The sequence below is a fragment of the Glycomyces sp. TRM65418 genome (assembly GCF_019710475.1).
Lineage (GTDB): Bacteria > Actinomycetota > Actinomycetes > Mycobacteriales > Micromonosporaceae > Glycomyces.
In genome coordinates this window covers 203,182-226,064 of record NZ_JAJFAX010000008.1, presented here as the reverse complement: position 1 = coordinate 226,064, position 22,883 = coordinate 203,182, and the positions used below count along the sequence as shown (strand labels likewise).

At 70.5% G+C, this 22,883-nt stretch carries 22 protein-coding genes and 1 tRNA gene; 18 read left to right on the top strand and 5 right to left on the bottom strand.

What is annotated here, in order from left to right; genetic code table 11:
* Window position 1: 1 nt before the first annotated feature.
* The 10 genes from K3N28_RS18255 (at window position 2) to K3N28_RS18210 (ending at window position 9,117) form a co-directional block, all read left to right on the top strand.
* A complete protein-coding gene (locus K3N28_RS18255) occupies window positions 2-769 on the top strand; it encodes a thiazole synthase (RefSeq protein ID WP_228094181.1) in 768 nt (255 codons plus the stop codon).
* Entirely contained in the window at window positions 766-1,599 is an 834-nt protein-coding gene (gene thiD, locus K3N28_RS18250; RefSeq protein ID WP_228094180.1) for a bifunctional hydroxymethylpyrimidine kinase/phosphomethylpyrimidine kinase, read from the top strand. The genes K3N28_RS18255 and thiD overlap by 4 nt, the downstream gene beginning before the upstream one ends.
* 237 nt (window positions 1,600-1,836) lie before the next feature.
* The gene (thiC, locus tag K3N28_RS18245; RefSeq protein WP_228094179.1) at window positions 1,837-3,429 is read left to right on the top strand and encodes a phosphomethylpyrimidine synthase ThiC; all 1,593 of its coding nucleotides are present in this window, start codon (window positions 1,837-1,839) and stop codon (window positions 3,427-3,429) included.
* A gap of 282 nt (window positions 3,430-3,711) precedes the next feature.
* Window positions 3,712-4,155 (top strand): 50S ribosomal protein L13, encoded by a 444-nt coding sequence (rplM, locus tag K3N28_RS18240; RefSeq protein ID WP_228094178.1) that lies wholly within the window; start codon window positions 3,712-3,714, stop codon window positions 4,153-4,155.
* 24 nt (window positions 4,156-4,179) lie between these two features.
* Entirely contained in the window at window positions 4,180-4,746 is a 567-nt protein-coding gene (gene rpsI, locus K3N28_RS18235; protein ID WP_374209815.1) for a 30S ribosomal protein S9, read from the top strand.
* 301 nt (window positions 4,747-5,047) lie between these two features.
* A complete protein-coding gene (glmM, locus tag K3N28_RS18230) occupies window positions 5,048-6,376 on the top strand; it encodes a phosphoglucosamine mutase (RefSeq protein ID WP_228094177.1) in 1,329 nt (442 codons plus the stop codon).
* Between the two features lie 243 nt (window positions 6,377-6,619).
* On the top strand, window positions 6,620-7,471 hold the full coding sequence (locus K3N28_RS18225; RefSeq protein WP_228094176.1) for a LemA family protein: 852 nt from the start codon (window positions 6,620-6,622) through the stop codon (window positions 7,469-7,471).
* A 109-nt stretch (window positions 7,472-7,580) separates the two neighbouring features.
* Window positions 7,581-8,243: a hypothetical protein gene (locus K3N28_RS18220; protein WP_228094175.1), complete on the top strand. Its 663-nt coding sequence runs from the start codon at window positions 7,581-7,583 to the stop codon at window positions 8,241-8,243.
* Between the two features lie 62 nt (window positions 8,244-8,305).
* A complete protein-coding gene (locus K3N28_RS18215; RefSeq protein WP_228094174.1) occupies window positions 8,306-8,989 on the top strand; it encodes a hypothetical protein in 684 nt (227 codons plus the stop codon).
* Window positions 8,990-9,042: 53 nt separating this feature from the next.
* A tRNA-Gln gene (locus K3N28_RS18210) sits at window positions 9,043-9,117 on the top strand.
* A gap of 139 nt (window positions 9,118-9,256) precedes the next feature.
* Here the strand turns inward: K3N28_RS18210 and K3N28_RS18205 are convergent.
* The 4 genes from K3N28_RS18205 to K3N28_RS18190 are packed head-to-tail and all read right to left on the bottom strand — an operon-like array spanning window position 9,257 to window position 13,494.
* Window positions 9,257-10,345 (bottom strand): ROK family protein, encoded by a 1,089-nt coding sequence (locus tag K3N28_RS18205; RefSeq protein WP_228094173.1) that lies wholly within the window; start codon window positions 10,343-10,345, stop codon window positions 9,257-9,259.
* A 3-nt stretch (window positions 10,346-10,348) separates the two neighbouring features.
* Window positions 10,349-11,620, bottom strand: coding sequence for a sugar ABC transporter permease (locus K3N28_RS18200; RefSeq protein WP_228094172.1), 1,272 nt, complete (start codon window positions 11,618-11,620; stop codon window positions 10,349-10,351).
* A complete protein-coding gene (locus tag K3N28_RS18195) occupies window positions 11,617-12,381 on the bottom strand; it encodes an ATP-binding cassette domain-containing protein (RefSeq protein WP_228094171.1) in 765 nt (254 codons plus the stop codon). Before K3N28_RS18195 ends, K3N28_RS18200 begins: the two co-directional genes overlap by 4 nt.
* 9 nt (window positions 12,382-12,390) lie before the next feature.
* A complete protein-coding gene (locus K3N28_RS18190; protein WP_228094170.1) occupies window positions 12,391-13,494 on the bottom strand; it encodes a sugar ABC transporter substrate-binding protein in 1,104 nt (367 codons plus the stop codon).
* Window positions 13,495-13,671: 177 nt separating this feature from the next.
* On the opposite strand from K3N28_RS18190, the gene glmU reads away from it, so the two are divergent.
* The 8 genes from glmU to K3N28_RS18150 all read left to right on the top strand — a co-directional run bounded on the left by glmU (window position 13,672) and on the right by K3N28_RS18150 (window position 22,477).
* The gene (gene glmU, locus K3N28_RS18185) at window positions 13,672-15,111 is read left to right on the top strand and encodes a bifunctional UDP-N-acetylglucosamine diphosphorylase/glucosamine-1-phosphate N-acetyltransferase GlmU (RefSeq protein WP_228094169.1); all 1,440 of its coding nucleotides are present in this window, start codon (window positions 13,672-13,674) and stop codon (window positions 15,109-15,111) included.
* A gap of 101 nt (window positions 15,112-15,212) precedes the next feature.
* Window positions 15,213-16,196 carry a ribose-phosphate diphosphokinase gene (locus tag K3N28_RS18180; RefSeq protein WP_228094168.1) on the top strand — a complete coding sequence of 328 codons (984 nt, stop codon included), beginning with the start codon at window positions 15,213-15,215 and terminating at the stop codon, window positions 16,194-16,196.
* Between the two features lie 201 nt (window positions 16,197-16,397).
* Window positions 16,398-16,991 (top strand): 50S ribosomal protein L25/general stress protein Ctc, encoded by a 594-nt coding sequence (locus K3N28_RS18175; protein ID WP_228094167.1) that lies wholly within the window; start codon window positions 16,398-16,400, stop codon window positions 16,989-16,991.
* Window positions 16,992-16,999: 8 nt separating this feature from the next.
* Window positions 17,000-17,608 (top strand): aminoacyl-tRNA hydrolase, encoded by a 609-nt coding sequence (gene pth, locus K3N28_RS18170; protein ID WP_228094166.1) that lies wholly within the window; start codon window positions 17,000-17,002, stop codon window positions 17,606-17,608.
* A 202-nt stretch (window positions 17,609-17,810) separates the two neighbouring features.
* Window positions 17,811-19,307: a sugar transferase gene (locus K3N28_RS18165; RefSeq protein ID WP_228094165.1), complete on the top strand. Its 1,497-nt coding sequence runs from the start codon at window positions 17,811-17,813 to the stop codon at window positions 19,305-19,307.
* Window positions 19,308-19,398: 91 nt separating this feature from the next.
* Window positions 19,399-20,223: a 3'(2'),5'-bisphosphate nucleotidase CysQ gene (locus tag K3N28_RS18160; protein ID WP_228094164.1), complete on the top strand. Its 825-nt coding sequence runs from the start codon at window positions 19,399-19,401 to the stop codon at window positions 20,221-20,223.
* Between the two features lie 74 nt (window positions 20,224-20,297).
* Entirely contained in the window at window positions 20,298-21,200 is a 903-nt protein-coding gene (gene cysD, locus K3N28_RS18155) for a sulfate adenylyltransferase subunit CysD (RefSeq protein WP_255640290.1), read from the top strand.
* Window positions 21,200-22,477, top strand: coding sequence for a sulfate adenylyltransferase subunit 1 (locus tag K3N28_RS18150; protein ID WP_228094162.1), 1,278 nt, complete (start codon window positions 21,200-21,202; stop codon window positions 22,475-22,477). Before cysD ends, K3N28_RS18150 begins: the two co-directional genes overlap by 1 nt.
* Window positions 22,478-22,531: 54 nt before the next feature.
* Here the strand turns inward: K3N28_RS18150 and K3N28_RS18145 are convergent, their stop codons facing one another.
* Window positions 22,532-22,873, bottom strand: coding sequence for an MmcQ/YjbR family DNA-binding protein (locus K3N28_RS18145; protein ID WP_228094161.1), 342 nt, complete (start codon window positions 22,871-22,873; stop codon window positions 22,532-22,534).
* Window positions 22,874-22,883: the final 10 nt, after the last annotated feature.

Here is a 22,883-nt window from a genome sequence, read left to right as displayed (position 1 = left end):
CGTGGAACCGCTCAAGATCGCCGACAAGACCTTCACCTCGCGACTCATCCTCGGCACCGGCGGCGCCGCCAACCACGCCCGGCTCGCCGAGGCGATCACCGCCTCCGGCACCGAACTCGTCACCGTCGCCCTCCGCCGCGTCGACCCTTCGGCATCCGGGTCGCTCCTCGACGTCATCGAGCGCTGCGGCGTCGACCTCCTCCCGAACACCGCCGGGTGCTTCACCGCCGAACAGGCCGTCCGCACCGCCAGGCTCGCCCGCGAGGCCTTCGGCACGAACTGGATCAAACTCGAGGTCATCGGCGACGAGGACACCCTCCTGCCCGACCCCGTCGAGCTCCTCGAAGCCGCCGAGACGCTCGTGGCCGACGGCTTCACCGTCCTGCCCTACACCAGCGACGACCCCGTGCTGGCCCGCCGCCTCGAAGACGTCGGATGCGCCGCCGTCATGCCCCTCGCCGCCCCCATCGGCACCGGCCTCGGCATCCGCAACCCCCACAACATGGCCCTCATCTGCGAGCACGCCTCCGTGCCCGTCATCTGCGACGCCGGCATCGGCACCGCCTCCGACGCCGCGCAGGCGATGGAGCTCGGCTGCGCGGGCGTCCTCCTCGCCACCGCCGTCACCCGCGCCGCCGACCCCGCCCTCATGGCCGCCGCCATGCGCGACGCCGTGAACGCCGGACGCGCCGCGCGCCTCGCAGGACGCATTCCCAAGCGCCACTTGGCGAACGCCTCCTCCAGCTTCGAAGGGATGGCCGACCTGTGAACCACCGGACCGCCGAACGGCACGCGCAGCCGCCGGTCGCCCTCACCATCGCCGGATCCGACTCGGGCGGCGGCGCCGGGATCCAGGCCGACCTCCACACCTTCGCCGCCCACCGCGTCCACGGCACCAGCGTCCTCACCGCCATCACCGCCCAGAACACCCGCGGCGTCACCGCCGCCGAAGCCGTCTCGGCCGAACTCGTCCGGGCGCAACTCGACGCGGTGCTCGGCGACTTCACCGTCGCCGCGGTCAAGACCGGGATGCTCGGCGGCGGCGAACTGCTCAAGGCCGTCGCCGAATACGGCCGCGGCGACCGGCTCCCGAACCTCGTGGTCGACCCGGTCATGGTCACCACCACCGGCGACTCGCTCTTCCAGGGCGACCCGGCCGCGTATCTCGGCGAACTCGGGCCGCTCGCGACCGTCCTGACGCCCAACCTGGCCGAAGCGCGGCAGCTGCTCGGCCGCGAGATCGCCACGCTCGACGACATGCGCGAGGCCGCCCGCGCGCTGGCGACCTACGGACCGCGCGCGGTTCTGGTCAAAGGCGGACATGCGGGAGGGGAGCGCAGCGTCGACGTGCTGTGGTGCGACGGGCAGATGCTCGATCTCGCCGCGCCGCGCGTGGCGACGCGCAACGACCACGGCACCGGCTGCACGCTCGCTTCGGCGATCGCGGCCCGGCTCGCACTGGAGCACCCGCTGCCGCAGGCGGTCGCGGGCGCGAAGGCGTACGTCACCGAGGCGCTGAAGGCGGCGGCGGATTGGCGGCTGGGCCTGGGCCCCGGGCCGGTCCATCACCACCACGGACGCAAGAGCGCGGTCCTGTGAGCGGCGCGGCGGCGGTCGTTCGCGGGTGCGCTGTCGCGATCCGCGATGCCCCGAATCGAGGGCGGCAGGCGGGTGCGACATCCCCGGTCCGCCCAGGGCTGCCGGGGACGCCGACGGCTCGGTCGCGATGAGCGGCGACCCCATATTCCAGTCCGCCGGTCAGGTCTGACATCGCCGCGCGCCGCCTTCCTTCGGACTGCGCGTGATCCGCATCATCGATATTCACGAGGAGACACCATGAACGCCAGAACCAAGGTCTATGTGGACGGATCGCGTCCGGACATCCGGGTGCCCTTCACCCAGGTCGAGCTCTCCGGCGGCGAGGCGCCCGTGCGGCTCTACGACACCTCCGGTCCCGGTTCCGACCCCGAGGTCGGCCTCCCCCGGCTCCGCGAGGCCTGGATCGCCGAGCGCGACGGCGCCGCCATCGGGCGGCTCTCCCGCGACGGCCGCGAGATCGAGTCCAACACCCAGCTCCACTACGCCAAGCAGGGCGTCGTCACCCCCGAGATGGAGTTCGTGGCCGTCCGCGAAGGCCTCGCCCCCGAGTTCGTGCGCGACGAGATCGCCGCCGGCCGCGCCATCCTGCCGGCGAACGTCAACCACCCCGAGACCGAGCCGATGATCATCGGCAAGAACTTCCTCACCAAGATCAACGCCAACATCGGCACCTCCGCCGTCTCCGACTCCATCGCCGCCGAGGTCGAGAAGCTCACCTGGGCCGTCAAGTGGGGCGCCGACACCGTCATGGACCTCTCCACCGGCAAGCACATCCACGAGACCCGCGAGCACATCATGCGGAACTCGCCCGTCCCCATCGGCACCGTCCCGCTCTACCAGGCCCTCGAGAAGGTCAACGGCGACCCGGTCCAGCTCGACTGGGAGGTCTACCGCGACACCATCATCGAGCAGGCCGAGCAGGGTGTCGACTACATGACCGTCCACGCCGGGGTCCTCCTGCGGTACGTGCCCCTCGCCGCCCGGCGCGTCACCGGCATCGTCTCCCGCGGCGGCTCGATCATGGCCGCCTGGTGCCTCGCCCACCACGAGGAGAACTTCCTCTACACGAACTTCCGCGAGCTCTGCGAGATCTTCGCGAAGTACGACATCGCCTTCTCCCTCGGCGACGGCCTGCGCCCCGGCTCCATCGCCGACGCCAACGACGAGGCCCAGTTCGCCGAGCTGCGCACCCTCGGCGAACTCACCCACCTGGCGTGGGAGTACGACGTCCAGGTCATGGTCGAGGGCCCCGGCCACGTGCCGATGCACAAGATCAAGGAGAACGTCGACCTCCAGCAGGAGATCTGCGGCGAGGCGCCCTTCTACACGCTCGGCCCGCTCACCACCGACGTCGCGCCCGCCTACGACCACATCACCTCCGCGATCGGCGCGGCCATGATCGGCTGGTTCGGCACCGCCATGCTCTGCTACGTCACCCCGAAGGAGCACCTGGGGCTGCCCAATCGCGAGGACGTCAAGGAGGGCGTGATCGCCTACAAGATCGCCGCCCACGCCGCCGACCTCGCCAAAGGCCACCCCAAGGCCCAGGAATGGGACGACGCGCTCTCCAAGGCCCGCTTCGAGTTCCGCTGGCAGGACCAGTTCAACCTCGCGCTCGACCCCGACCGCGCCCGCGAGTACCACGACGAGACCCTCCCCGCCGAGCCCGCCAAGACCGCGCACTTCTGCTCCATGTGCGGCCCGAAGTTCTGCTCCATGAAGATCAGCCAGGAGCTGAAGGAGTACGCCGAGAAGGGCATGGCCGGCAAGAGCGAGGAGTTCCTCGGCTCCGGCGGCAAGGTCTACCTTCCGGTGGTCGAGACGACTTAGCCCTACGACCGACGGAGTGCCGGTCCGGGCTGTATCCGAGGTCACGGCGGCCGCCTTCAGGGCGGCCGCCACCACCGCGTAGACTAGGCAGCTGTTGTTCGAGTGTCTCCGCACTGAGCCGGTCCACGGCTCGCAGGCGTCATCGCGGAGACGCTGTCCAACGAATCCCACGCCCGCGGCACTGCGCCGCGGAGCGCGCCGATCCAGGCCCCGGGGATTCAGGCGGTCCCGCTCGCATCTGCGGGATTCGTTCCACACCGACAACGAAAGCTAGGTAACCCTGTGCGCACGTACAGCCCTAAGCCGGGTGACAATGACCCGCAGTGGCTCGTGATCGACGCGACCGACGTGGTGTTGGGCCGGCTCGCGACGCACGCCGCCGATCTGCTCCGAGGCAAGCACAAGCCGACCTTCGCGCCGAACGCGGACACCGGTGACTACGTCATCGTCGTGAACGCCGAGAAGGTCGTGCTGACCCGGAACAAGCTCCAGACCAAGAAGGCCTACCGCCACTCCGGCTTCCCGGGCGGTCTCAAGGAGAAGTCCTACGCCGAGTTCATGGAGAAGGCCCCCCACAAGGTGGTCGAGAAGGCCGTCTTCGGCATGCTGCCGAAGAACAAGCTCGGCCGCGCCGTGTCCAAGAAGCTGAAGGTCTACGCGGGTCCCGGCCACCCGCACGCCGCCCAGCAGCCGAAGCCGTACGAGATCAAGAAGATCGCGCAGTAGGCGCGGGCGTAGAGGAGCACATTCATGAGTGACGAGATCCAGGCCAACGAGGCCACCGAGCCCACCGCGGCCGTCGAGAACGAGGCCCCCGAGACCGCCGAGGCGCCCGTCGAGGTCGCCGCCGAGATCCCCGAGGTCCCGGTCGAGGTCCCCGCCGACGTCGCGGCCGCGCCGTCCGTGCCGAGCATCCCCGCGGTGCCGCTGGACCGCGCCATCCAGACCGTGGGCCGCCGCAAGCGCGCCATCGCCCGCGTCCGCCTGGTGCCGGGCACCGGCAAGTACGTCGTCAACGGCAAGAGCCTCGAGGACTACTTCCCGAGCAAGGTCCACCAGCAGACCGTGGCCGAGCCCTTCGTGACCGTCGAGGCCGGCGAGAACTTCGACGTCCTGGTCAACATCAAGGGCGGCGGCGCCACCGGCCAGGCCGGCGCGCTGCGTCTGGGCATCGCCCGGGCGCTGCTCGAGGTCGACCCGAACATGCGCCCGGCCCTCAAGGCCGCCGGCTTCCTGACCCGCGACGCCCGCGAGAAGGAAAGCAAGAAGTACGGTCTCAAGAAGGCCCGCAAGGCGCCGCAGTACTCCAAGCGCTAGCACGCCTTCCCCGCGCCTCGCGCATTTTCGGCCCGCAAGCGCCGTCGAGGGTGGGGTACGCGCTAGTCTGCACAAGCGACGGGGCTGCCGAGGAGGACATCCTCGGCGGCCCCCGTTGCTATCACCACTCCGGCACTGCCTCCCGGCACTGCCGACGAGCCACCGACAGGGCCGGTCCGGGCGCAAGGGCCCCGCAGGAGCCTTCACGGCTCGCAGGCTTCGTCGACCGAGCCCTGCTCGGCCGGCGAACCGAGCGGCCCGCGATACCGGCACCGGCACCATCAAGATGGGAAGCCACACCGTGTCACGACTGTTCGGCACCGACGGCGTGCGGGGGCGGGCGAACGCCGACCTCACCCCCGACCTGGCGCTCCGCCTCAACATCGCCGCAGCCCGGGTCCTCGGCGCCTCCGACCGGCGCACCGTCGCCGTCATCGGCCGCGATCCCCGCGCCTCCGGTGAGATGCTCGCCGCGGCCAGCGCCGCCGGGCTCGCCGCCGCCGGCGCCAAGGTCATCGACCTGGGCGTCCTTCCCACGCCCGCGGTCGCGCACCTCACCGCCCTGACCGGCGCCGACTTCGGCGTCATGGTCTCCGCCTCGCACAATCCCATGCCGGACAACGGCATCAAGTTCTTCGCGGCCGGCGGCTGCAAGCTCCCCGACGAGGTCGAGGACGCCATCGAGGCGGCCATGGCCGCCCCCGCGCCGCTCCCGCAGGGCGAGGGCGTCGGCCGCATCGCCCGCTCGGTCGACCCGGTCGAGGCGTACATCGAGCACCTGGTCGCGGTGTGCCCGAACCCGTTGAACGGCCTCAAGGTCGTGGTCGACCCCGCCAACGGCGCCGCCACCGGCGCGGCCCCCGAGGCGCTGCGGCGGGCCGGGGCCGAGGTCGTCACCATCAACGACGACCCCGACGGGCTCAACATCAACGAGGACTGCGGGTCCACCCACATGGCCGGGCTGCGCGCGGCCGTCGTCGCGCACGGCGCCGACGCCGGGATCGCGCTCGACGGCGACGCCGACCGCTGCCTCGCGGTGGACGCCGACGGCAACGACGTGGACGGCGACGCCATCATGGCGATCCTGGCGCTCGCGATGCGCGAGGCCGGGAGGCTGCGCGGCGACACGCTCGTCACCACCGTCATGAGCAACCTCGGTCTGCACCAGGCGATGGGCGCGGCCGGGATCAAACTCGAGGTCACCGGCGTCGGCGACCGCTACGTGCTGGAACGCCTCGGCGAGGGCGGCTTCTCGCTCGGCGGGGAGCAGTCCGGGCACATCATCATCGCCGACCACGCGACCACCGGCGACGGGACCCTGACGGCGATCATGCTGCTCGCGCGCATGGCCGCCACGGGCAAGCCGCTCGCCGAGCTCGCGTCGGTGTTCACCCCGGCGCCGCAGGTGCTCGTCAACGTGCGGGTGACCGACAAGTCGGTGATCGACCACGAGGACGTGCGCAGCGCGGTGGCGCTGTGGCAGGCCAAGCTCGGCTCCGACGGGCGAGTCCTGCTGCGCCCCTCGGGAACCGAGCCGCTCGTGCGGGTCATGGTCGAGGCCTCCGAGAAGCCGGTGGCGGTGTCGGTGGCCGCCGAGCTCGTGGCGGTCGTCGAACACGCCATGTCCTGACCGGGACCGCGGACCCCCCACGCCGGGTGGACTCGAACGGATTTCCGGTCGATCGGCCCGCCGCGATCCGGTCCATGCGGTGCCTCGCTTCGTCGTCCGGCCTCCGAATACGACAACGGCATTCGGAGGCCGATCGGCGTCGCAACCGGACGAATGACCTCGGATTCCGCCTCGCGGGGGCTCAGTGGACGCCGCCCGGTGCCGGACCCTCCCGTTGGCATAGATGCACTAAGCTCACGCTTCATGGACAACCCAATCGTCTGGATTCTGATCGTGCTGCTGCTCTGCGGCCTGATCGTGATGTTCGCGGCCCTCGGCGGCCGCAACAAGCTGATCCGGTTGCGGAACATCACGCAGGAGTCGTGGGCGCAGATCGACGTCGAGCTCCAGCGTCGCTACGACCTGCTGGACAACCTCATGTACGTCGTCCAGCAGGCCGCGGGATCCGAGAACGCCACCCTTCGGCAGGTCGCCGAGGCCCGCGCGATGGCCATGCAGGCCCGCCAGGACCCGAACGTCGGCCACGCCGGCCAGGGCCAGGCCGAGGGCCAGCTGGGCAACGCCATCCGCGGCGTCATCCACATGCAGGAGTCCTACCCCGCCCTGCAGACGAACCAGAACTTCCTCCAGCTCCAGGCGGAGATCACCGAGACCGAGAACCGCATCGCCGCCCCGCGCCGGTTCTACAACGCGAACGTGCGCGAGTACAACACCGCGCTCCAGGTCTTCCCCGGCTCCATCTCCGCGAAGATGGGCGGCTTCAAGCCCGAGGAGTACTTCGAGCTCGACACCCCGGCCGCCCGCCAGGCCCCCAAGCTGCGCGACATGCAGCAGCCGGGCTTCATGCAGCAGCCGCAGCCGCAGCCGCAGCCGCAGCAGCAGCTGCCGCCGCAGCCCGCGCCCGGCCAGATGCCGTACGGCCAGCCCCAGCAGGTCGGCTACCAGCAGCCGCAGCAGCCCGGCTACGGCCAGCAGGCCCCCGTCCCCCAGCCCGGGTACGGCGCCCCCCAGCCGGGTTACGGCCAGCAGCCCCCGCCCGGATACCCGCAGCAGCCCCAGCAGCCCGGATACGGCCAGCAGCCCTACGGCCGCTAGCGCCCGCCCCCCTCCTCGCCGCGGACTCCCGGAGTGCGCACCTCCCTCCGCCCGGCTCACTGGAACTGAGCCCCGCTGCAATGCCGACGCCCCCTGAAGGAACATCCCAGTGAGTACCTCCGATAGCTCGTGGTGGGTTTACGTCCTCTGCGCCCTCGTCGCCGGTGTCGGCGTCTACTTCGCCTGGCGCGCGAGGCAGAAGAAGATCGCGATGTACCGGGCCTGGGCGGCCCAGTACGGATTCCACTACGAACCCGGCGACAACTCCGTCGTCGGGCTGTCCACCGAGGAGCCGTTCAACACCGGCCACTCCCGCAAGGGCGTCGACGTCTTCCGCGGCGTGTACAAGAACATGCACATCGTGTTCTTCCAGTACCAGTACACGACCGGCAGCGGCAAGGAGTCGCAGACGCACGTCCACCAGGTCGTGGCGATCGGCCTGCCGACCGCCCGGCCCCTGCTGGACATCAGCCAGGAGAACTTCCTGACCAAGCGGTTCGCGAAGGACATCGACTTCGAGAACCAGACGTTCAACGACACCTTCAGGATCAAGTCGCCCAACCGCCGCTTCGCCTTCGACGTCATCCACGCCCGCACCATGGAGTGGATGCTCGCCGACCAGCGCGCCCGCTCCTACCAGTGGCGCTTCGAAGGCCCGTGGCTCATGACCTTCCGCTCGGGCGCCCTCAAGCTCGACGAGGTGTTCTTCTACGCGGACTTCCTCATCGACATCTACGCGCAGGTGCCCCGACACGTCTGGTCGAACAACTAGGTCTGATCGGGCCGCGCCGGCAGGGGCGGCCCGGGCGGCGTTCCGGGCCCGGAAGGAGGAGCATGGAGATCGGGCTCGGCGTCGCGTTCACCGTCCTCGTCCCCCTGCTGTGCCTGGGCGTCCCGGGCGGGCTCGTGGCCGTGCTGATCTACTGTTCGCGGCGGGCGCGTCAGCGCCGCATGGCCTACTGCGCGGCCTGGGCGGCCCACCACGGCTTCCATTACCTGCCGAGCGACCCCTCCGTGCTGGCGATCTCGCGGCAGCCGCCGTTCACGTCCGGGAGCGGGCGCGAGGCGCTCGACGTCTTCCGCGGGACGTTCCGCGAGACGCACCTGCACTGCTTCCAGTACCGGTACCGCACCAGCGACGGCGAGAACACCTCGACCCACGACTACCAGGTGGTGGCGATCAGCCTGCCCGCGATGCGGCCGCTGCTCGACATCGCGCACGAGAACTCCCTGTCGCGGCGGTTCGACAAGGACCTCCAGTTCGAGAACCAGGCGTTCAACGACCGGTTCAAGATCGCGTCGCCCAGCCCGCGGTTCGCGTACGACGTCATCCACGCGCGGACGATGGAGTGGATGCTCGCCGATCCGCGGGCGCACGCGATCCGCTGGCGCTTCGAGGGCTCGTGGCTCATGACCTTCCGCAAGGGCCCGCTCAACCCCGAGGAGGTCTTCTACTACGCGGACTTCCTGCACCAGGTGCTCGCGCAGGTGCCCAAGCACGTCTGGTCCGACCCCTGAGGGCGGTTGCTAAGATTGCTGCGCGCGGGCGGATCGACGAGAACCGCCCGCGATGGCCCGTGGTGTAATTGGCAACACTACTGATTTTGGTTCAGTCATTTCAGGTTCGAGTCCTGGCGGGCCAGCCATCGCACCCCAGTCCCCGTTCGGGGCACCAGCCCGTGAACCGGACTCGGGGAGCCCCCGACGACGGCGCGAGGGCCCGACGGTCCCGGCCGCGAACCGGGCCTGAGCGTCGCCCGTTCCCCTCGCCGAGGGCCCCGCGCCTCAGCGCATCCGGTCGATGACCGCTGCGAATCCCGCTTCCGCCGCTCCGATGAGCGGGCCCTCTTCACCCAGGACCGGCGTCCGCAGGCGCAGCTTCGACCGCAGATGCGGCAGCGTCGTCTCGGCCAGGGCCGAACGGACCGGAGCCGCCGCCGAGAGGTACAGCTCGCGCAGCCACCCGCCGAAGAGGATCTCGTCCGGGCCCGTCGCCGTCACGACCGCGCCCAGCGCGCGGCCGAGGTCCTGTCCCGCCCGCCGCAGCCGGTCCCGGGCCGCCGCGTCGCCCAGCCCGGCCGCGGCCGTCGCGTGCTCGATGTCCTCGGTGTAGGCGAAGGCCTCCATCTCGGCCTCCAGACACCCGAGCAGCCCGCACGCGCACTCGAGCCCGCCCGGCTTCACCACGATGTGACCCAACTGGATCGAGCCGCCGCGCTGCGCGCGGCCCTCGATCACCAGCCCCGCCGTCAGACCCCGGCCGCCGTGCAGGTACAGCAGCTTCGTCGACTCGTGGGCGTCGCCCCGCGACCATTCGCCGACCGCCGCGGCCGTCGCCGTGTCGACCACCCGCCATTCGCGCCCGGTCGCCGCCTCCAGGTCCGCGGACGCGTCGCGCCCGGCCCAGCCCAGCTCCGTCGAATGCGCCACGACCCCCGCGTCCACGAGCCCCGGCACCGCCGCCACGGCCTCGATCGCCTCGGCGGCCGTGCCGCCGGTGATCACCGCGACGGCGTCCATCGGGTCCGCGTCCTCGTCGAGCCCCGACTCGGTGCGTTCGAGGACCTCGCCGCCCAGCCCGACCAGCGCGAACCGCACACTCCGGGCGCGGATCTCGACCGCCGCGACCGTGGCCGCCTTCGGGACGCACTCCACCAGCGTCGAAGGCCGGCCGGCCGACCCGGTCGACCGGCCCGTCGTCTCCTGGAGGTGCCCCGACTCGGCCAGGTCGGTCGCGAGCGCGCCGATCGTGGACCGGTTGAGCCCCAAGGCCTCGGTGAGTTCGGCGCGGGTCTGGGGACCGTGCCGGTGCAATTGTTCGAGCAGTGCCGCACGATTGCGCCGACGCAGCTCCTCGGTCCCGGTTCGGGCCACCGGTCAGTGCCTGCCGAAGAGCTTGCCCCGGCCCCGCGACATGGCGTCGACGCCGGCCGCGAGCAGCAGCACCGCCCCGGTCACGCCGAACCGCACGCCGGCGCTCAGCCCCATCAGGCCCATGCCGTTGTTGATGATCGCCACCACCGCTCCTCCCAGGAGGGCCGCCCGCACCGTGCCCTTGCCACCGAAGAGGCTAGCACCGCCGATCACGGCGGCCCCGACCGAAAGCAGGAGCACATTGGAGCCGCCGGTGTTCGGGTCCACCGAGGCCGCGCGCGACGCCGCCACGATCCCGCCGACCGCGGCCATGCCCGAGCAGATGACGAACGCGCCGATGCGCACCCGGTCGACGGCCACGCCCGCGCGCACCGCGGCCTCGTGGTTCCCGCCGACGGCGTACAGGTGCCGCCCGAACCGGGTGCGGTGCAGCACGAACGTCCACACCGCGAACAGGGCCCCGAGGAGCACCACGACCACGGGCACGCCCGTCAGCGAGATGATCTGCGGGTTCGCCGAGCGCTCCAGGTTGAACAGGAACACCGTCCCCGTCAGCAGCGCCGCGAGCGCGCCGATCCGCGCGAGGACCACCGCGAGCGGCTCGTGCACGAGCGAGCGTTCGACGCGCCGCCGCCACCGCTGCAACTGCAGGGCCGCGTAGGCGGCGACGGTGAGGACGAGCAGCGCCCAGCCCTGCCAGCGCTCCAGGTTCCCGCCCGCGACGGCCTTGACCGTCTCGTCGTTGATCGTGATGTTGGTGCCCTCCTTGAGGATCATCAGCACGACCCCCTGGAACGCCAGGAACGCCGCGAGCGTCACCACGAACGACGGGATCCCGAGCTTGACCACGAGCGTGCCGAGGACCAGCCCGATGAGCATGCCCGTCGCGAGGGCCGCGCCGATGCCGATCGGCCACGGCCAGCCCCAGTCGGTGAGGATCACCGCCATGATCGCGGCGCACACCCCCGAGGCGAACCCGGCCGAGAGGTCGATCTCGCCGATGACGAGGACGAACACCAGGCCCATGGCGATGCACGCGACGGCCGCGCCCTGCCCGAAGAGGTTCGCGAGGTTCCCCACGGAGAGGAACACCGGCTGGGAGAAGCCGAAGAAGGCGCAGAGCGCGATGATCCCGGCCACGGCCGGGAGGGCCCCGACCTCGCCCGAGCGGACCTCGTTCCAGTAGCCCTTGAGGTGGAGGGCGATGGCCCGGGCCGGGCCCGGTTCGGTCGCGGCCTCGGGCCGGTCTTCCTTCAGGTGCACAGGGGTGCTCACGGCCGCACTCCGTTCGTGTCGATGAGGCCCAGGGACCCGGACCGGCCGCTCGTGATCAGTTCGACCACCTGCGACTGCGTGGTGTCGGCGGCGTCGAGCACGGCCGCCATGCGCCCCAGGTAGAGCGTGGCGATCCGGTCGGCCACGGCGAAGACGTCGTTGAGGTTGTGCGAGATGTAGAGGACGGCCAGGCCCTGGTCGGCGAGGCGGCGGATGAGTTCGAGGACCTGCCGGGTCTGGGCGACGCCGAGCGCGGCGGTGGGCTCGTCGAGGATGACCAGGCGCGAGTTCCACAGCACCGCCTTGGCGATGGCCACGGTCTGGCGCTGGCCGCCGGAGAGGCTCGCGACGGGCTGGCGGAGGTTGCGGATGGTGCGGACGGCCAGCGATTCGAGGGTCTCGGCGGCGAGCTGCTCCATGGCGTCGTCGTCGAGGACGAGGCCGCGGCGGCGCTCGCGGCCGAGGAAGAGGTTCTCGACGACATCGAGGTTGTCGCACAGGGCGAGGTCCTGGTAGACGATCTCGATGCCGAGGGCGGCGGCGTCGCGGGGGCCGGAGATGCCGCGGGGCCGGCCGTCGACGTTGATGGTGCCGCCGTCGATGGCGTGGATGCCCGCGATGCATTTGACCAGTGTGGACTTGCCGGCGCCGTTGTCGCCGACGAGCGCGCAGACCTCTCCGGCGTCGATCGCGAGATCGACGTCGGAGAGGACTTCGACCGGTCCGAAGCGCTTCGAGAGGCCGGTGAGTTCGAGCAGCACGTGCGGCCCCTATCCGATCCCGTGCTCGGTGCAGAGCGCGGCGAACTCGCCGGCGCACAGCTCCGCGGGGTCGGCGTAGCCGTCGTCCACGACGAGCTGGATGTTGTCGATGGTGATCGCGACCGGTTCGAGGAGGACGGCGGGCACGTCGGCCTCGGTCACCGGGTCGACGACGGTGGCGTCGGTGCTCGGCTTCTCGCCGTTGGCGAGCGCGACGGCGAGGTCGGCGGCGGCGTTCGCCTCCTCTTCGATGGCCTTGTAGACGGTCATGCACTGGTCGCCGGCGAGGATGTTCTGCAGGCCCTGGACGGTGGCGTCCTGGCCGGTGACCGGGACGGTGCCGTTGAGGTTGTTGCGTTCCAGGACGGTGATGACGGCGTGCGCGAGCCCGTCGTTGGCGGCGAGGACGCCGTCGATCTCGGTGCCGGTGTCGGTGAGCATCTGCTCGAAGAGCGTGCCGCCCTGGGCGTTGTCCCAGTCGGGGACCCATTCGTCAGGGCCCTTGGTCAGCGCTCCGGACTCGTAGAGCGGGTCGAGGACGGAGTCGTAGCCCCGCTTGAAGAGGGTCGCGTTGTTGTCGGTGGGGGAGCCGTTGAGTTCGGCGACGAGGGGGTTCGCGACCCCTTCGAGGCAGGCGACGAGGCCTTCGCCCTGGAGGACGCCGACGCGTTCGTTGTCGAAGCTGACGTAGTAGTCGGCGCCGCCGCCTTCGGTGAGGCGGTCGTAGTCGATGGTGGCCACGCCCTGGGACTTGGCCTTCTCGATGACGGTGGCGCCGGTGCCGGAGTCGAGGTTGACGGTGATCAGCACGTCGACGCCCTTGGTGAGCATCTGGTCGGCGATGGTCTGGAAGTCCTCGCGGCTGCCTTGCGCGTTCTGGATGTCGTAGTCGACGCCGGCCGCTTCGAAGGCGGCTTCGAGGTATCTGCGGTCGGCGGTCTCCCACCGGTCGGACGAGGCCGAGTCGGGGAGGATGACGCCGATGAGCGGCGTCTCCTCGCCGCCGGAGTCGCCGCCTTCGCCGCCGCCGCAGGCGGCGAGGCCGAGGACGAGGGTCGCTCCGGCGGCCGCGGCCGCGAGGGATCGGGTCGGGGAGCTGCTGGGAAGGTGCATGAGAGGTACCTCCGAGATTTGTTGTTGACTGCAACATATGACGCGTGATGCAGGTCGCACAAGCCTCGGGATGGTGGAGAGCGTGTTCCATTCGTAACGATTCGGTAATGGCGCGAACGGCGCGACTCCCGCGGCCCGAGCCGTTCACGTCCCCGCCACCGACTACCATGGCCCATCATGAGCAGTGAACGTTCGGCGATCATCCTGGCCGCTGGCCTGGGCACCCGCATGAAGTCCTCGAAACCCAAGATGCTGCACGAGATGCTGGGCCGGCCCCTGCTCGGGCACGTCCTCCAGGCCACCCGCGCCGTCGGGCCGGACCTGCGCATCGTGGTCGTGGGCGCCGCCGCCGACCAGGTCACCGCCTTCCTCGACGAGGCCGCACCCGACGCGCAGACCGTGCTCCAGGCCGAGCAGCTCGGCACCGGCCACGCGGTCCGCACCGCGCTCGACGCCTACCCCGACCTCGAGGGCACCGTCATCGTCGCCTGCGGCGACACCCCGCTGCTGCGCTCGGACTCCCTCGCCGAACTCGTCGAGGTCCACGAGAAGACCCGGCAGGCCGTCACCGTCCTCACCGCCGAAGTGGACGACCCCACCGGGTTCGGCCGCATCGTGCGCGACAGCGACGGCAACGTGCTCCGCAACGTCGAGCACCGCGACGCCGACCTCTCCGAGCTCGCCATCCGCGAGATCAACTCCGGCACCTACGCCTTCGACGCGAAGATCCTGCGCGAGCAGCTCGCCAAACTCGACTCCGCGAACGACCAGGGCGAGCAGTACCTCACCGACGTGCTCGAACTCGCCCGCGAGGCCGGCCACCCGATCGGCGCCGTCGTCGTCGACGACCCCACCGAGGTCCTCGGCTGCAACGACCGCGCCCAGCTCGCCTCGCTGCGCCGCATCATGCAGCGCCGCATCAACACCGAGCTGATGAAGTCCGGCGTCACCATGGAGGACCCCGAGACCACCTGGATCGACGCCACCGTCAAGGTCGCCCCCGACGTCCTCTTCCACCCCGGCGTCCAGCTGAAGGGCGCCACCGCCGTCGACTCCGGAGCCGAGATCGGCCCCGACACCACGCTCACCGACACCATCGTCGGCGCGAACGCCGTGGTCGTCCGCAGCCACGCCGACCAGGCCCACATCGGCCAGGGCGCCCACGTCGGGCCCTTCGCGCACCTGCGCGCGGCGTCCAAGCTCGCCGAGGACGCCAAGGTCGGCGCGTTCGTCGAGACCAAGAACGCCGACATCGGCCGCGGCGCGAAGGCCAACCACCTCGCCTACCTCGGCGACGCCACGGTCGGCGCGAACGCCAACATCGGCTGCGGCGTCATCACCGCCAACTACGACGGCGTCCGCAAGCACCACACCGAGATCGGCGAGGCCGCGTTCATCGGCTGCGACTCGGTGCTCGTCGCCCCCGTCTCCGTCGGCGACGGCGCCTACGTCGCCGCGGGCTCCACCATCGTCAAGGACGTCGAACCCGGCGACCTCGGCGTCGCCCGCGCCCGCCAGGCCGCTCTCGAGGGCTGGGTCGCCAAGAAGCGCGCCGGCACGATCTCGGATGAAGCAGCAAGGAGAGCGAAAGATGAGGCGGGAGTGTCGGAAGCGTGACGGGACACTAAACGGGCAGGTCCCCTCGCGCTCCACGGCCCGGTCAGGGACACTGGAACCGTCGAGGTTCTGGTGAGACGACCTATGGGGGAGCCCACGTCATGGCGAGCATGTCCGCTGTCAACTCCAAGATGCTCATGCTGTTCTCCGGGCGCGCCTACCCGGAGCTGGCTGAGGAGATCGGCAAGCACCTCGGGGTCGCGCCGACCCCGATGAGCGCCTACTCCTTCGCCAACGGCGAGCTCTTCGTCCGGTACCAGGAGTCCGTCCGCGGCTGCGACGCCTTCGTCGTGCAGTCCATGCCCGCCCCGATCAACGAGTGGGTCATGGAGACCCTCATCATGATCGACGCGCTCAAGCGCGGCTCGGCCAAGCGCATCACCGTCGTGCTGCCGTTCTACCCCTACGCCCGCCAGGACAAGAAGCACCGCGGCCGCGAGCCCATCTCGGCCCGCCTCATCGCGGACCTGCTCAAGACCTCCGGCGCCGACCGCATCCTCACCGTCGACCTCCACACCGCGCAGATCCAGGGCTTCTTCGACGGCCCCGTCGACCACCTCTTCGCCATGGGGACCCTCGCCCGCTACGTCGAGGAGAAGTACGCCGACCGGCAGATGGCGGTCGTCTCGCCCGACACCGGTCGCGTGCGCCTCGCCGAGCGCTGGTCCGACCGCCTCGGCGGCTGCCCGATCGCGTTCGTGCACAAGACCCGCGACCCGCTCAAGCCCAACCAGGTCGTCGCGCACAAGGTCGTCGGCGACGTCGAGGGCCGGACCTGCCTGCTCATCGACGACATGATCGACACCGCCGGGACCATCTGCTCCGCCGCGGAGATGCTGCACAAGTCCGGCGTCGAGGACATCGTCATCGCCTCGACCCACCCGATCATGTCCGGCCCCGCCGCCGAGCGCCTCGCCGCCGCACCCGTCAGCGAGGTCATCGTCACGAACACCCTCCCGCTCCCCAAGGAAGCCGCCGACCTCGAGAAGCTCACGGTCCTCTCCATCGCCCCGCTCGTCGCGAAGGCCATCTGGGAGGTCTTCAACGACGGCTCCGTCACCACCCTCTTCGGCGGACTCTCGTAAGTCACACATAGACGCCCGTGTCAAGCCTGATCTGACGCGCGTAGTACTCTGGTGGGGTTGCCGACGGCGAGGGTGTCCTCCAGAGGGCGCCGTAATCGACGCATAGGCGTAGGTCTTTTCAGGGCTGTTCTGCCCTTCTGAATGCCGACGTGAGCGTCGAGCGCCGCATGAAATGTTGCTAAGAAACAGGGGAGTATTTCCGTGTCCGAAGTTCGTATCAGCGCCGAGCCTCGCACTGACTTCGGGAAGGGCGGTGCCCGCCGTACGCGCAGGGCTGGAAAGGTTCCCGCGGTGGTCTACGGCCACGGCGAGAAGCCGCGCCACATTTCCCTTCCCGGGCTCGAGTTCGCGGCCGCGATCCGCAAGGGCGGCGCCAACCAGCTCATCAGCATCGAAGTCACGGACGGCACCCGCGAGCTGGTGATCCCCAAGGACATCCAGCGCGACCCGCTCCGCGACGACATCGTCCACGCCGACCTGCTCATCGTGCGCAAGGGCGAGACCGTCACCGCCGACATCCCGATCAACTTCGTCGGCGAAGCCGAGAAGGGCGGCCTGGTGGTGCACGAGCTCACCAGCCTGAACGTGGAGACCGAGGCGACCCACATCCCCGAGTCCATCGAGGTGAGCATCGAAGGCCTGGCCATCGGCTCGCAGCGCTACGTGCGCGAGATCGAGGCCCCCGAGGGCATCGTCATCCTCACCGACGGCGACCAGGTCCTCGCGTCCGTCTCCGAGCCCCGTGGCGAGGAGACCGACGAAGAGGGCGCCGAGGACGAAGCGGCCGCCGAGTAAGCACGACGATGACCGACACCCCGACGACGATCGTGGTCGGCCTGGGCAACCCCGGGCCGAAGTACGCCGCGAACCGCCACAACGTCGGTTTCATGGTGGCCGACGCGCTCGCCCGGCGCGTCGGCGGCCGATTCGCCGTGGCCCGCAAGGCCCGCGCCGAAGTCTGCGAGGCCCGCTTGGGGGTAGGCGGGCCTCGCGTCATTCTCGTCAAACCCCTGACGTTCATGAACCTCTCGGGCGAGGCCGTCGGGCCGCTCGCCCAGTACTTCGGCGTCGCCCCGGAGTCGGTGATCGCCGTCCACGACGAGCTGGACATCCCCTTCGGGCAGCTGCGCATCAAGCGCGGCGGCGGCGAAGGCGGCCACAACGGCCTCCGCTCGCTCTCGAAGGTCCTCGGCACCAAGGACTACGCCCGGGTGCGGTTCGGCGTCGGCCGCCCGCCCGGCCGCCAGGAGGCGGCCGACTACGTCCTCAAAGACTTCGCGAAAGCCGAACGCCCCGAAGTCGAATTGAACGTCGAACTCGCGGCCGACGCGGTCGAGGCCATCATCGAGAAGGGCTTCGTCATGGCGCAGAACCAGTTCAACGTCCGCGGCGTCGAACCGGAAGCGCCGTAACGCCGCTCGCGCAGTCGCCCTGCGGCGCACCGGCGCCGGTCGCCGATACGCAACCCCGAGCCGAGTAGGGCGCGGGGTCGTCTCCCGCCTTTCCGCCGTGTCGCGACGCCCGCTTCGCGTCCCTTGACAATGGATCGATCTTCACGTACTCCATAGCGTTATACGGCCGTCACTCAACGTCCACTCGGTCGTTAGAGCGGTTGTGACGGTTACAGAGGCACACGGCAGCGTTCAGGCATCGGAGTCGCAAGGGCGCGTCTACTCCATCACTCCGCAGCGGATCCGGCCCTACGGCGGCCCGCCCGCGTGGCAGCGGAAGTACTTCGCGGGGATCATCGGATCCGACATCGCCGCCGGGATCGTCGGCGCCGGCCTGGCCTTCCTCGCCCGCTTCGGGCACCTCGACCACCACAGCCGCGTGTACGTGCTCGCCATCGTCGCCCTCCCCGCCGTGTGGATCGCGGCGCTGGGCCTCTCGCGGGCCTTCGAGAAGCGGTACCTGTTCGTGGGCACCGAGGAGTACCAGCGGATCCTCAACGCGGCCGTGGCGCTCACCGCCGCCGTCGCGATCGTCTCCTATGGACTCGAGCTGCCCACGTCGCGCGTATTCGTGCTCATCGCGATCCCCACCGCCGCCTCCTGCTCCATCATCGCCCGCTTCGCGTGGCGCAAGTGGCTGCACCGCATGCGGCGCGGCGGCAGGTGCATGAAGCGGGTCGTCCTGGTCGGCCACGAGTCCTCCGTCGCGGCGCTCATCGTGCAGCTGCGCCGCGAGCACTACCACGGCCTCAACGTCGTCGCGGCCTGTCTGCCGACCGAGCGGCCGCAGGGCGCCCTCCTGGACTTCGACACCCGGGTGCGCGGCAGCTTCGACCGCATCGCCGAGGCCGTCGCCGCCGAGCGCGCCGACACCGTGATCGTGCTGTCCTGCCCCGAGATCGACGGCCAGGCGCTGCGGCGCCTCGCGTGGAAGCTCGAACGCAGCGAGGTCGACCTGATAGTCGCCTCCGCGCTCGTGGACGTCGCCGGCGACCGCACGACGGTCCGTCCCGTCGACGGCCTGCCGATGCTCCACCTCGACCACGCCCGCCTCACCGGCGTGCGCCGCCTCGCGAAGGACGCGGTCGACCGCGTCGGCGCGGCGATGCTCCTCCTCGCGCTCGCGCCGCTGCTGCTGGGCGCCGCGCTCCTGATCCGCTGCACCTCTCCGGGGCCGGCCCTGTTCAAGCAGGAGCGCATCGGCAAGGACGGGCAGCCGTTCACCATCTGGAAGTTCCGCACCATGCACGTGGACGCCGAGCGCCGGCTCGAGGCGATCGCGCACCTCAACGAGGGCGACGGGGTGCTGTTCAAGATGCGCGACGACCCGCGCATCACCAAGGTCGGGAAGTACCTGCGGCGCTTCTCGATCGACGAGTTCCCGCAGCTGGTGAACGTGCTGCGCGGCGACATGAGCCTGGTCGGCCCGCGCCCGCCGCTCGCCGCCGAGGTGGCCGCGTACGAGGCCGACATGCGCCGCCGCCTCGCCGTCAAGCCCGGCATGACGGGGCTCTGGCAGGTCTCCGGCCGCTCGGACCTGCCGTGGGAGGAGGCCGTGCGCCTGGACCTGCGGTACGTCGAGCACTGGAACCTCTCGCTCGACTTCGTCATCCTGCTGCGCACGGTCACCGCGATCCTGCGCCCCCAGGGCGCGTACTGAGGCTGGAATGAACCCGGAAATCGCTCCCATTTCGCGGGACGACCTGGCCCAACATTTGGACGGAAAAGGGACGCAGCGTAGACTGACCGGCATGCATGACGCCCCCGGCTCCGAATCCGCGCTCGGAGCCCCCACCGCCACGCCCGAGGCCGCCGACCCCGCCGACGTGGCGTTCGCGGCCGAGCTCGCGCACGGCGCGGGGGAGCTGCTGCTCAAGCTCAGGGACGAACTCGGCTTCGAGGACCCCAAGGCCCTCAAGGCCGCCGGGGACCGGCAGGCCGACGACTACCTGCTCGGGCGCGTGGCCGCCGAGCGTCCCGGCGACGCCGTGCTCTCCGAGGAGGGCAAGGGCGAGTCGGGCCGCATCGGCACCGCGCGCCTCGACGCCTCGCGGGTATGGATCATCGACCCGCTCGACGGCACCCGCGAGTACTCCGAGGCCGGGCGCGACGACTGGGCCGTGCACGTGGCCCTGTGGCAGCGGGGCCTCGGCCTCACCGCCTCGGCCGTCGCCCTCCCGGCGCAGTCTGTGACGTTGCGCACCGACGAGACGTACGCCGTGCCCGAGGCGCTCCCGGCGACCCCGCGGATCGCCGTGTCCCGCACCAGACCACCGGCGGAAGCCGAGGCCGTGGCGGCCGCGCTCGGCGCCGAGCTCGTCCCCATGGGCTCGGCCGGAGCCAAGGTCATGGCCGTGGTCGCCGGTACAGTGGAGGCTTATGTGCACGCCGGCGGGCAGTTCGAATGGGACTCCGCCGCACCCGTCGCGGTGGCGCTCGCCTCCGGCTGGCACGCCACGCGGATCGACGGCAGTCCGCTGCGGTACAACAACGCCGACCCGTACCTGCCGGACCTCCTGGTGTGTCGACCCGACCTGGCGGCGTCCGCGCTGAAGGCCATCGGCGCCGCGCACTGACCACCCGGTTCCGACCGGGCCACGAGAAACGAATCCACCCCGAACGGGGTCGAGCCGAGAGGAGCATTGCGCCGGTGAGCGACTACCGCATCAGCCATCTCGCCGCGCTGGAGGCCGAGGCGATCTTCATCTTCCGTGAGGTCGCGGCCACCTGTCAGCGCCCCGTGCTGCTGTTCTCCGGCGGCAAGGACTCCATCGTCATGCTGCACCTGGCGCAGAAGGCGTTCGCGCCCGCGCCGATCCCCTTCCCGGTGATGCACGTCGACACCGGGCAGAACTTCGCCGAGGTCATCGACTACCGCGACCGGCGCGTGGCCGCCACGGGCGTGCAGCTCATCGTCGCCTCCGTGCAGGACGCGATCGACCGCGGCCTGGTCACCGAGCCCCCGGACGGCACCCGCAACCGCATCCAGACGCCCGTGCTCCTGGAAGCGGCCGAGAAGTACCAGTTCGACGCCCTGTTCGGCGGCGCCCGCCGCGACGAGGAGAAGGCCCGCGCCAAGGAGCGCGTGTTCTCCTTCCGCGACGACTTCGGTCAGTGGGACCCCAAGAACCAGCGGCCCGAGCTGTGGAACCTGTACAACGGCCGGGTCCACCCGGGCGAGCAGATCCGCGTGTTCCCGCTGTCGAACTGGACCGAGCTCGACGTGTGGCGCTACATCGGCTCCGAGGACATCCCGCTGCCCGAGGTGTACTTCGCCGCCGAGCGCGAGGTCGTGGACCGCGGCGGGATGCTCTACGCCGTCAACGAGTTCATCGTCCCGCGCGAGGGCGAGGAGGTTTTCACCGAGAAGATCCGCTACCGCACCGTCGGCGACGCGAACCTGACCGCCGGGGTGCGCTCGAACGCGACGACGATCGACGAGATCGTCGCCGAGGTCGCGGCCACCCGCATCACCGAGCGCGGCGCGACCCGAGGCGACGACAAGACCTCCGAGGCCGCGATGGAAGACCGGAAACGGGAAGGCTACTTCTAATGACGGACACCCTGTCCTCCCGCGAGGACACGCACGAGTTGCTGCGCTTCGCCACGGCCGGTTCGGTGGACGACGGCAAGTCGACCCTCATCGGGCGCCTCCTGTTCGACTCCAAGGCGCTGTTCGAGGACCAGTGGGACGCGGTGGAGGCCGTCAGCGCCGGGCGCGGCGACGAGTACACCGACCTCGCGCTGCTGACCGACGGCCTGCGCTCGGAACGCGAGCAGGGCATCACGATCGATGTCGCGTACCGCTACTTCTCCACGCCCGAGCGGAAGTTCATCATCGCGGACACGCCCGGGCACATCCAGTACACGCGCAACATGGTCACCGGCGCCTCGACCGCCGACCTCGCGCTGATCCTGGTCGACGCCCGCAAGGGCCTCGTGGAGCAGTCGCGCCGCCACGCGTTCCTGTGCTCGCTGCTGCGCGTGCCCCACATGGTCCTGTGCGTCAACAAGATGGACCTCGTGGACTACGACGAGGCGGTCTTCAAGCGGATCGAGAACGAGTTCAGCGCGTTCGCGACCAAGCTCGACGTCCCGGACCTCACCGTCATCCCGATCTCGGCCCTCAAGGGCGACAACGTGGTGAACCGGTCCGAGAACATGCCGTGGTTCCAGGGGACGAGCCTGCTGCACCACCTGGAGCGGGTCCACATCGCCTCGGACCGCAACCTCGTGGACGTGCGCTTCCCGGTCCAGCACGTGATCCGGCCGCACTCGGGCGACCACCACGACTACCGCGGCTACGCGGGCCAGGTCGCCTCGGGCGTCATGAAGCCCGGCGACGAGGTCATGGTGCTGCCCAGCGGCTTCACCTCGCGCATCGCCTCGATCGAGACCGCCGACGGACCGCTGGAGGAGGCCTTCCCGCCCCTGTCGGTGACGGTCCGTCTGGAGGACGAGCTGGACGTCTCCCGCGGCGACATGCTCTGCCGCCCCGGCAATCAGGCGCGCGTGTCGCAGGACATCGAGGCGATGGTGTGCTGGATGGACGAGGCGCGCCCGCTGCGACTGCGCGGCAAGTACGCCGTCAAGCACACGACCGCCGACGTGCGCGCGGTCGTGAAGGACGTGCAGTACCAGCTCGACGTCAACACGCTCCACCGCGACGAGAGCGCGACCGAGTTGAAGCTCAACGAGATCGGCCGCGTCACGCTCCGCACGACGAAGCCGCTCCTGTGCGACGACTACCGCCGCAACCGCGCCACCGGCGGCTTCATCATCATCGACGAAGCCGACAACCGGACCGTGGGCGCCGGCATCATCGTGTAAGCGCCGCAAGGACGAAAAGGGAGGCCCGGGCCCACCGCCCGGGTCTCTCGTCGTCTACCGCGCCTCGTAGGCCCGGCGGACGCGGATCGGGGCCTTGCGGTGCCAGGCGTCTTCGATCAGTTCGGTCAGGCGCTGCTCGTCGATGCGGGCGAGGTCGACCAGGATCATCGCGGCGCGGTCGTAGTGCGGCGTGGTGTAGAAGGCCGGATCGGCCGAGGCCAGGAGGGCGGCCTTCTCGCTCGGCTCGCACACGATCGCCAGGCCGCCTTCGGCCTCGGTGCGCAGGCGCGCGAAGAAGCGGCCCTTGACCTTGAGCGACGGCGTCTGCCAGCTGGTGGTCTCCTCGACCTCGGGGAAGCGCTTCGCGATCGCCACGACGTCGTCCCAAGTCGGCATGCGGGTCCCC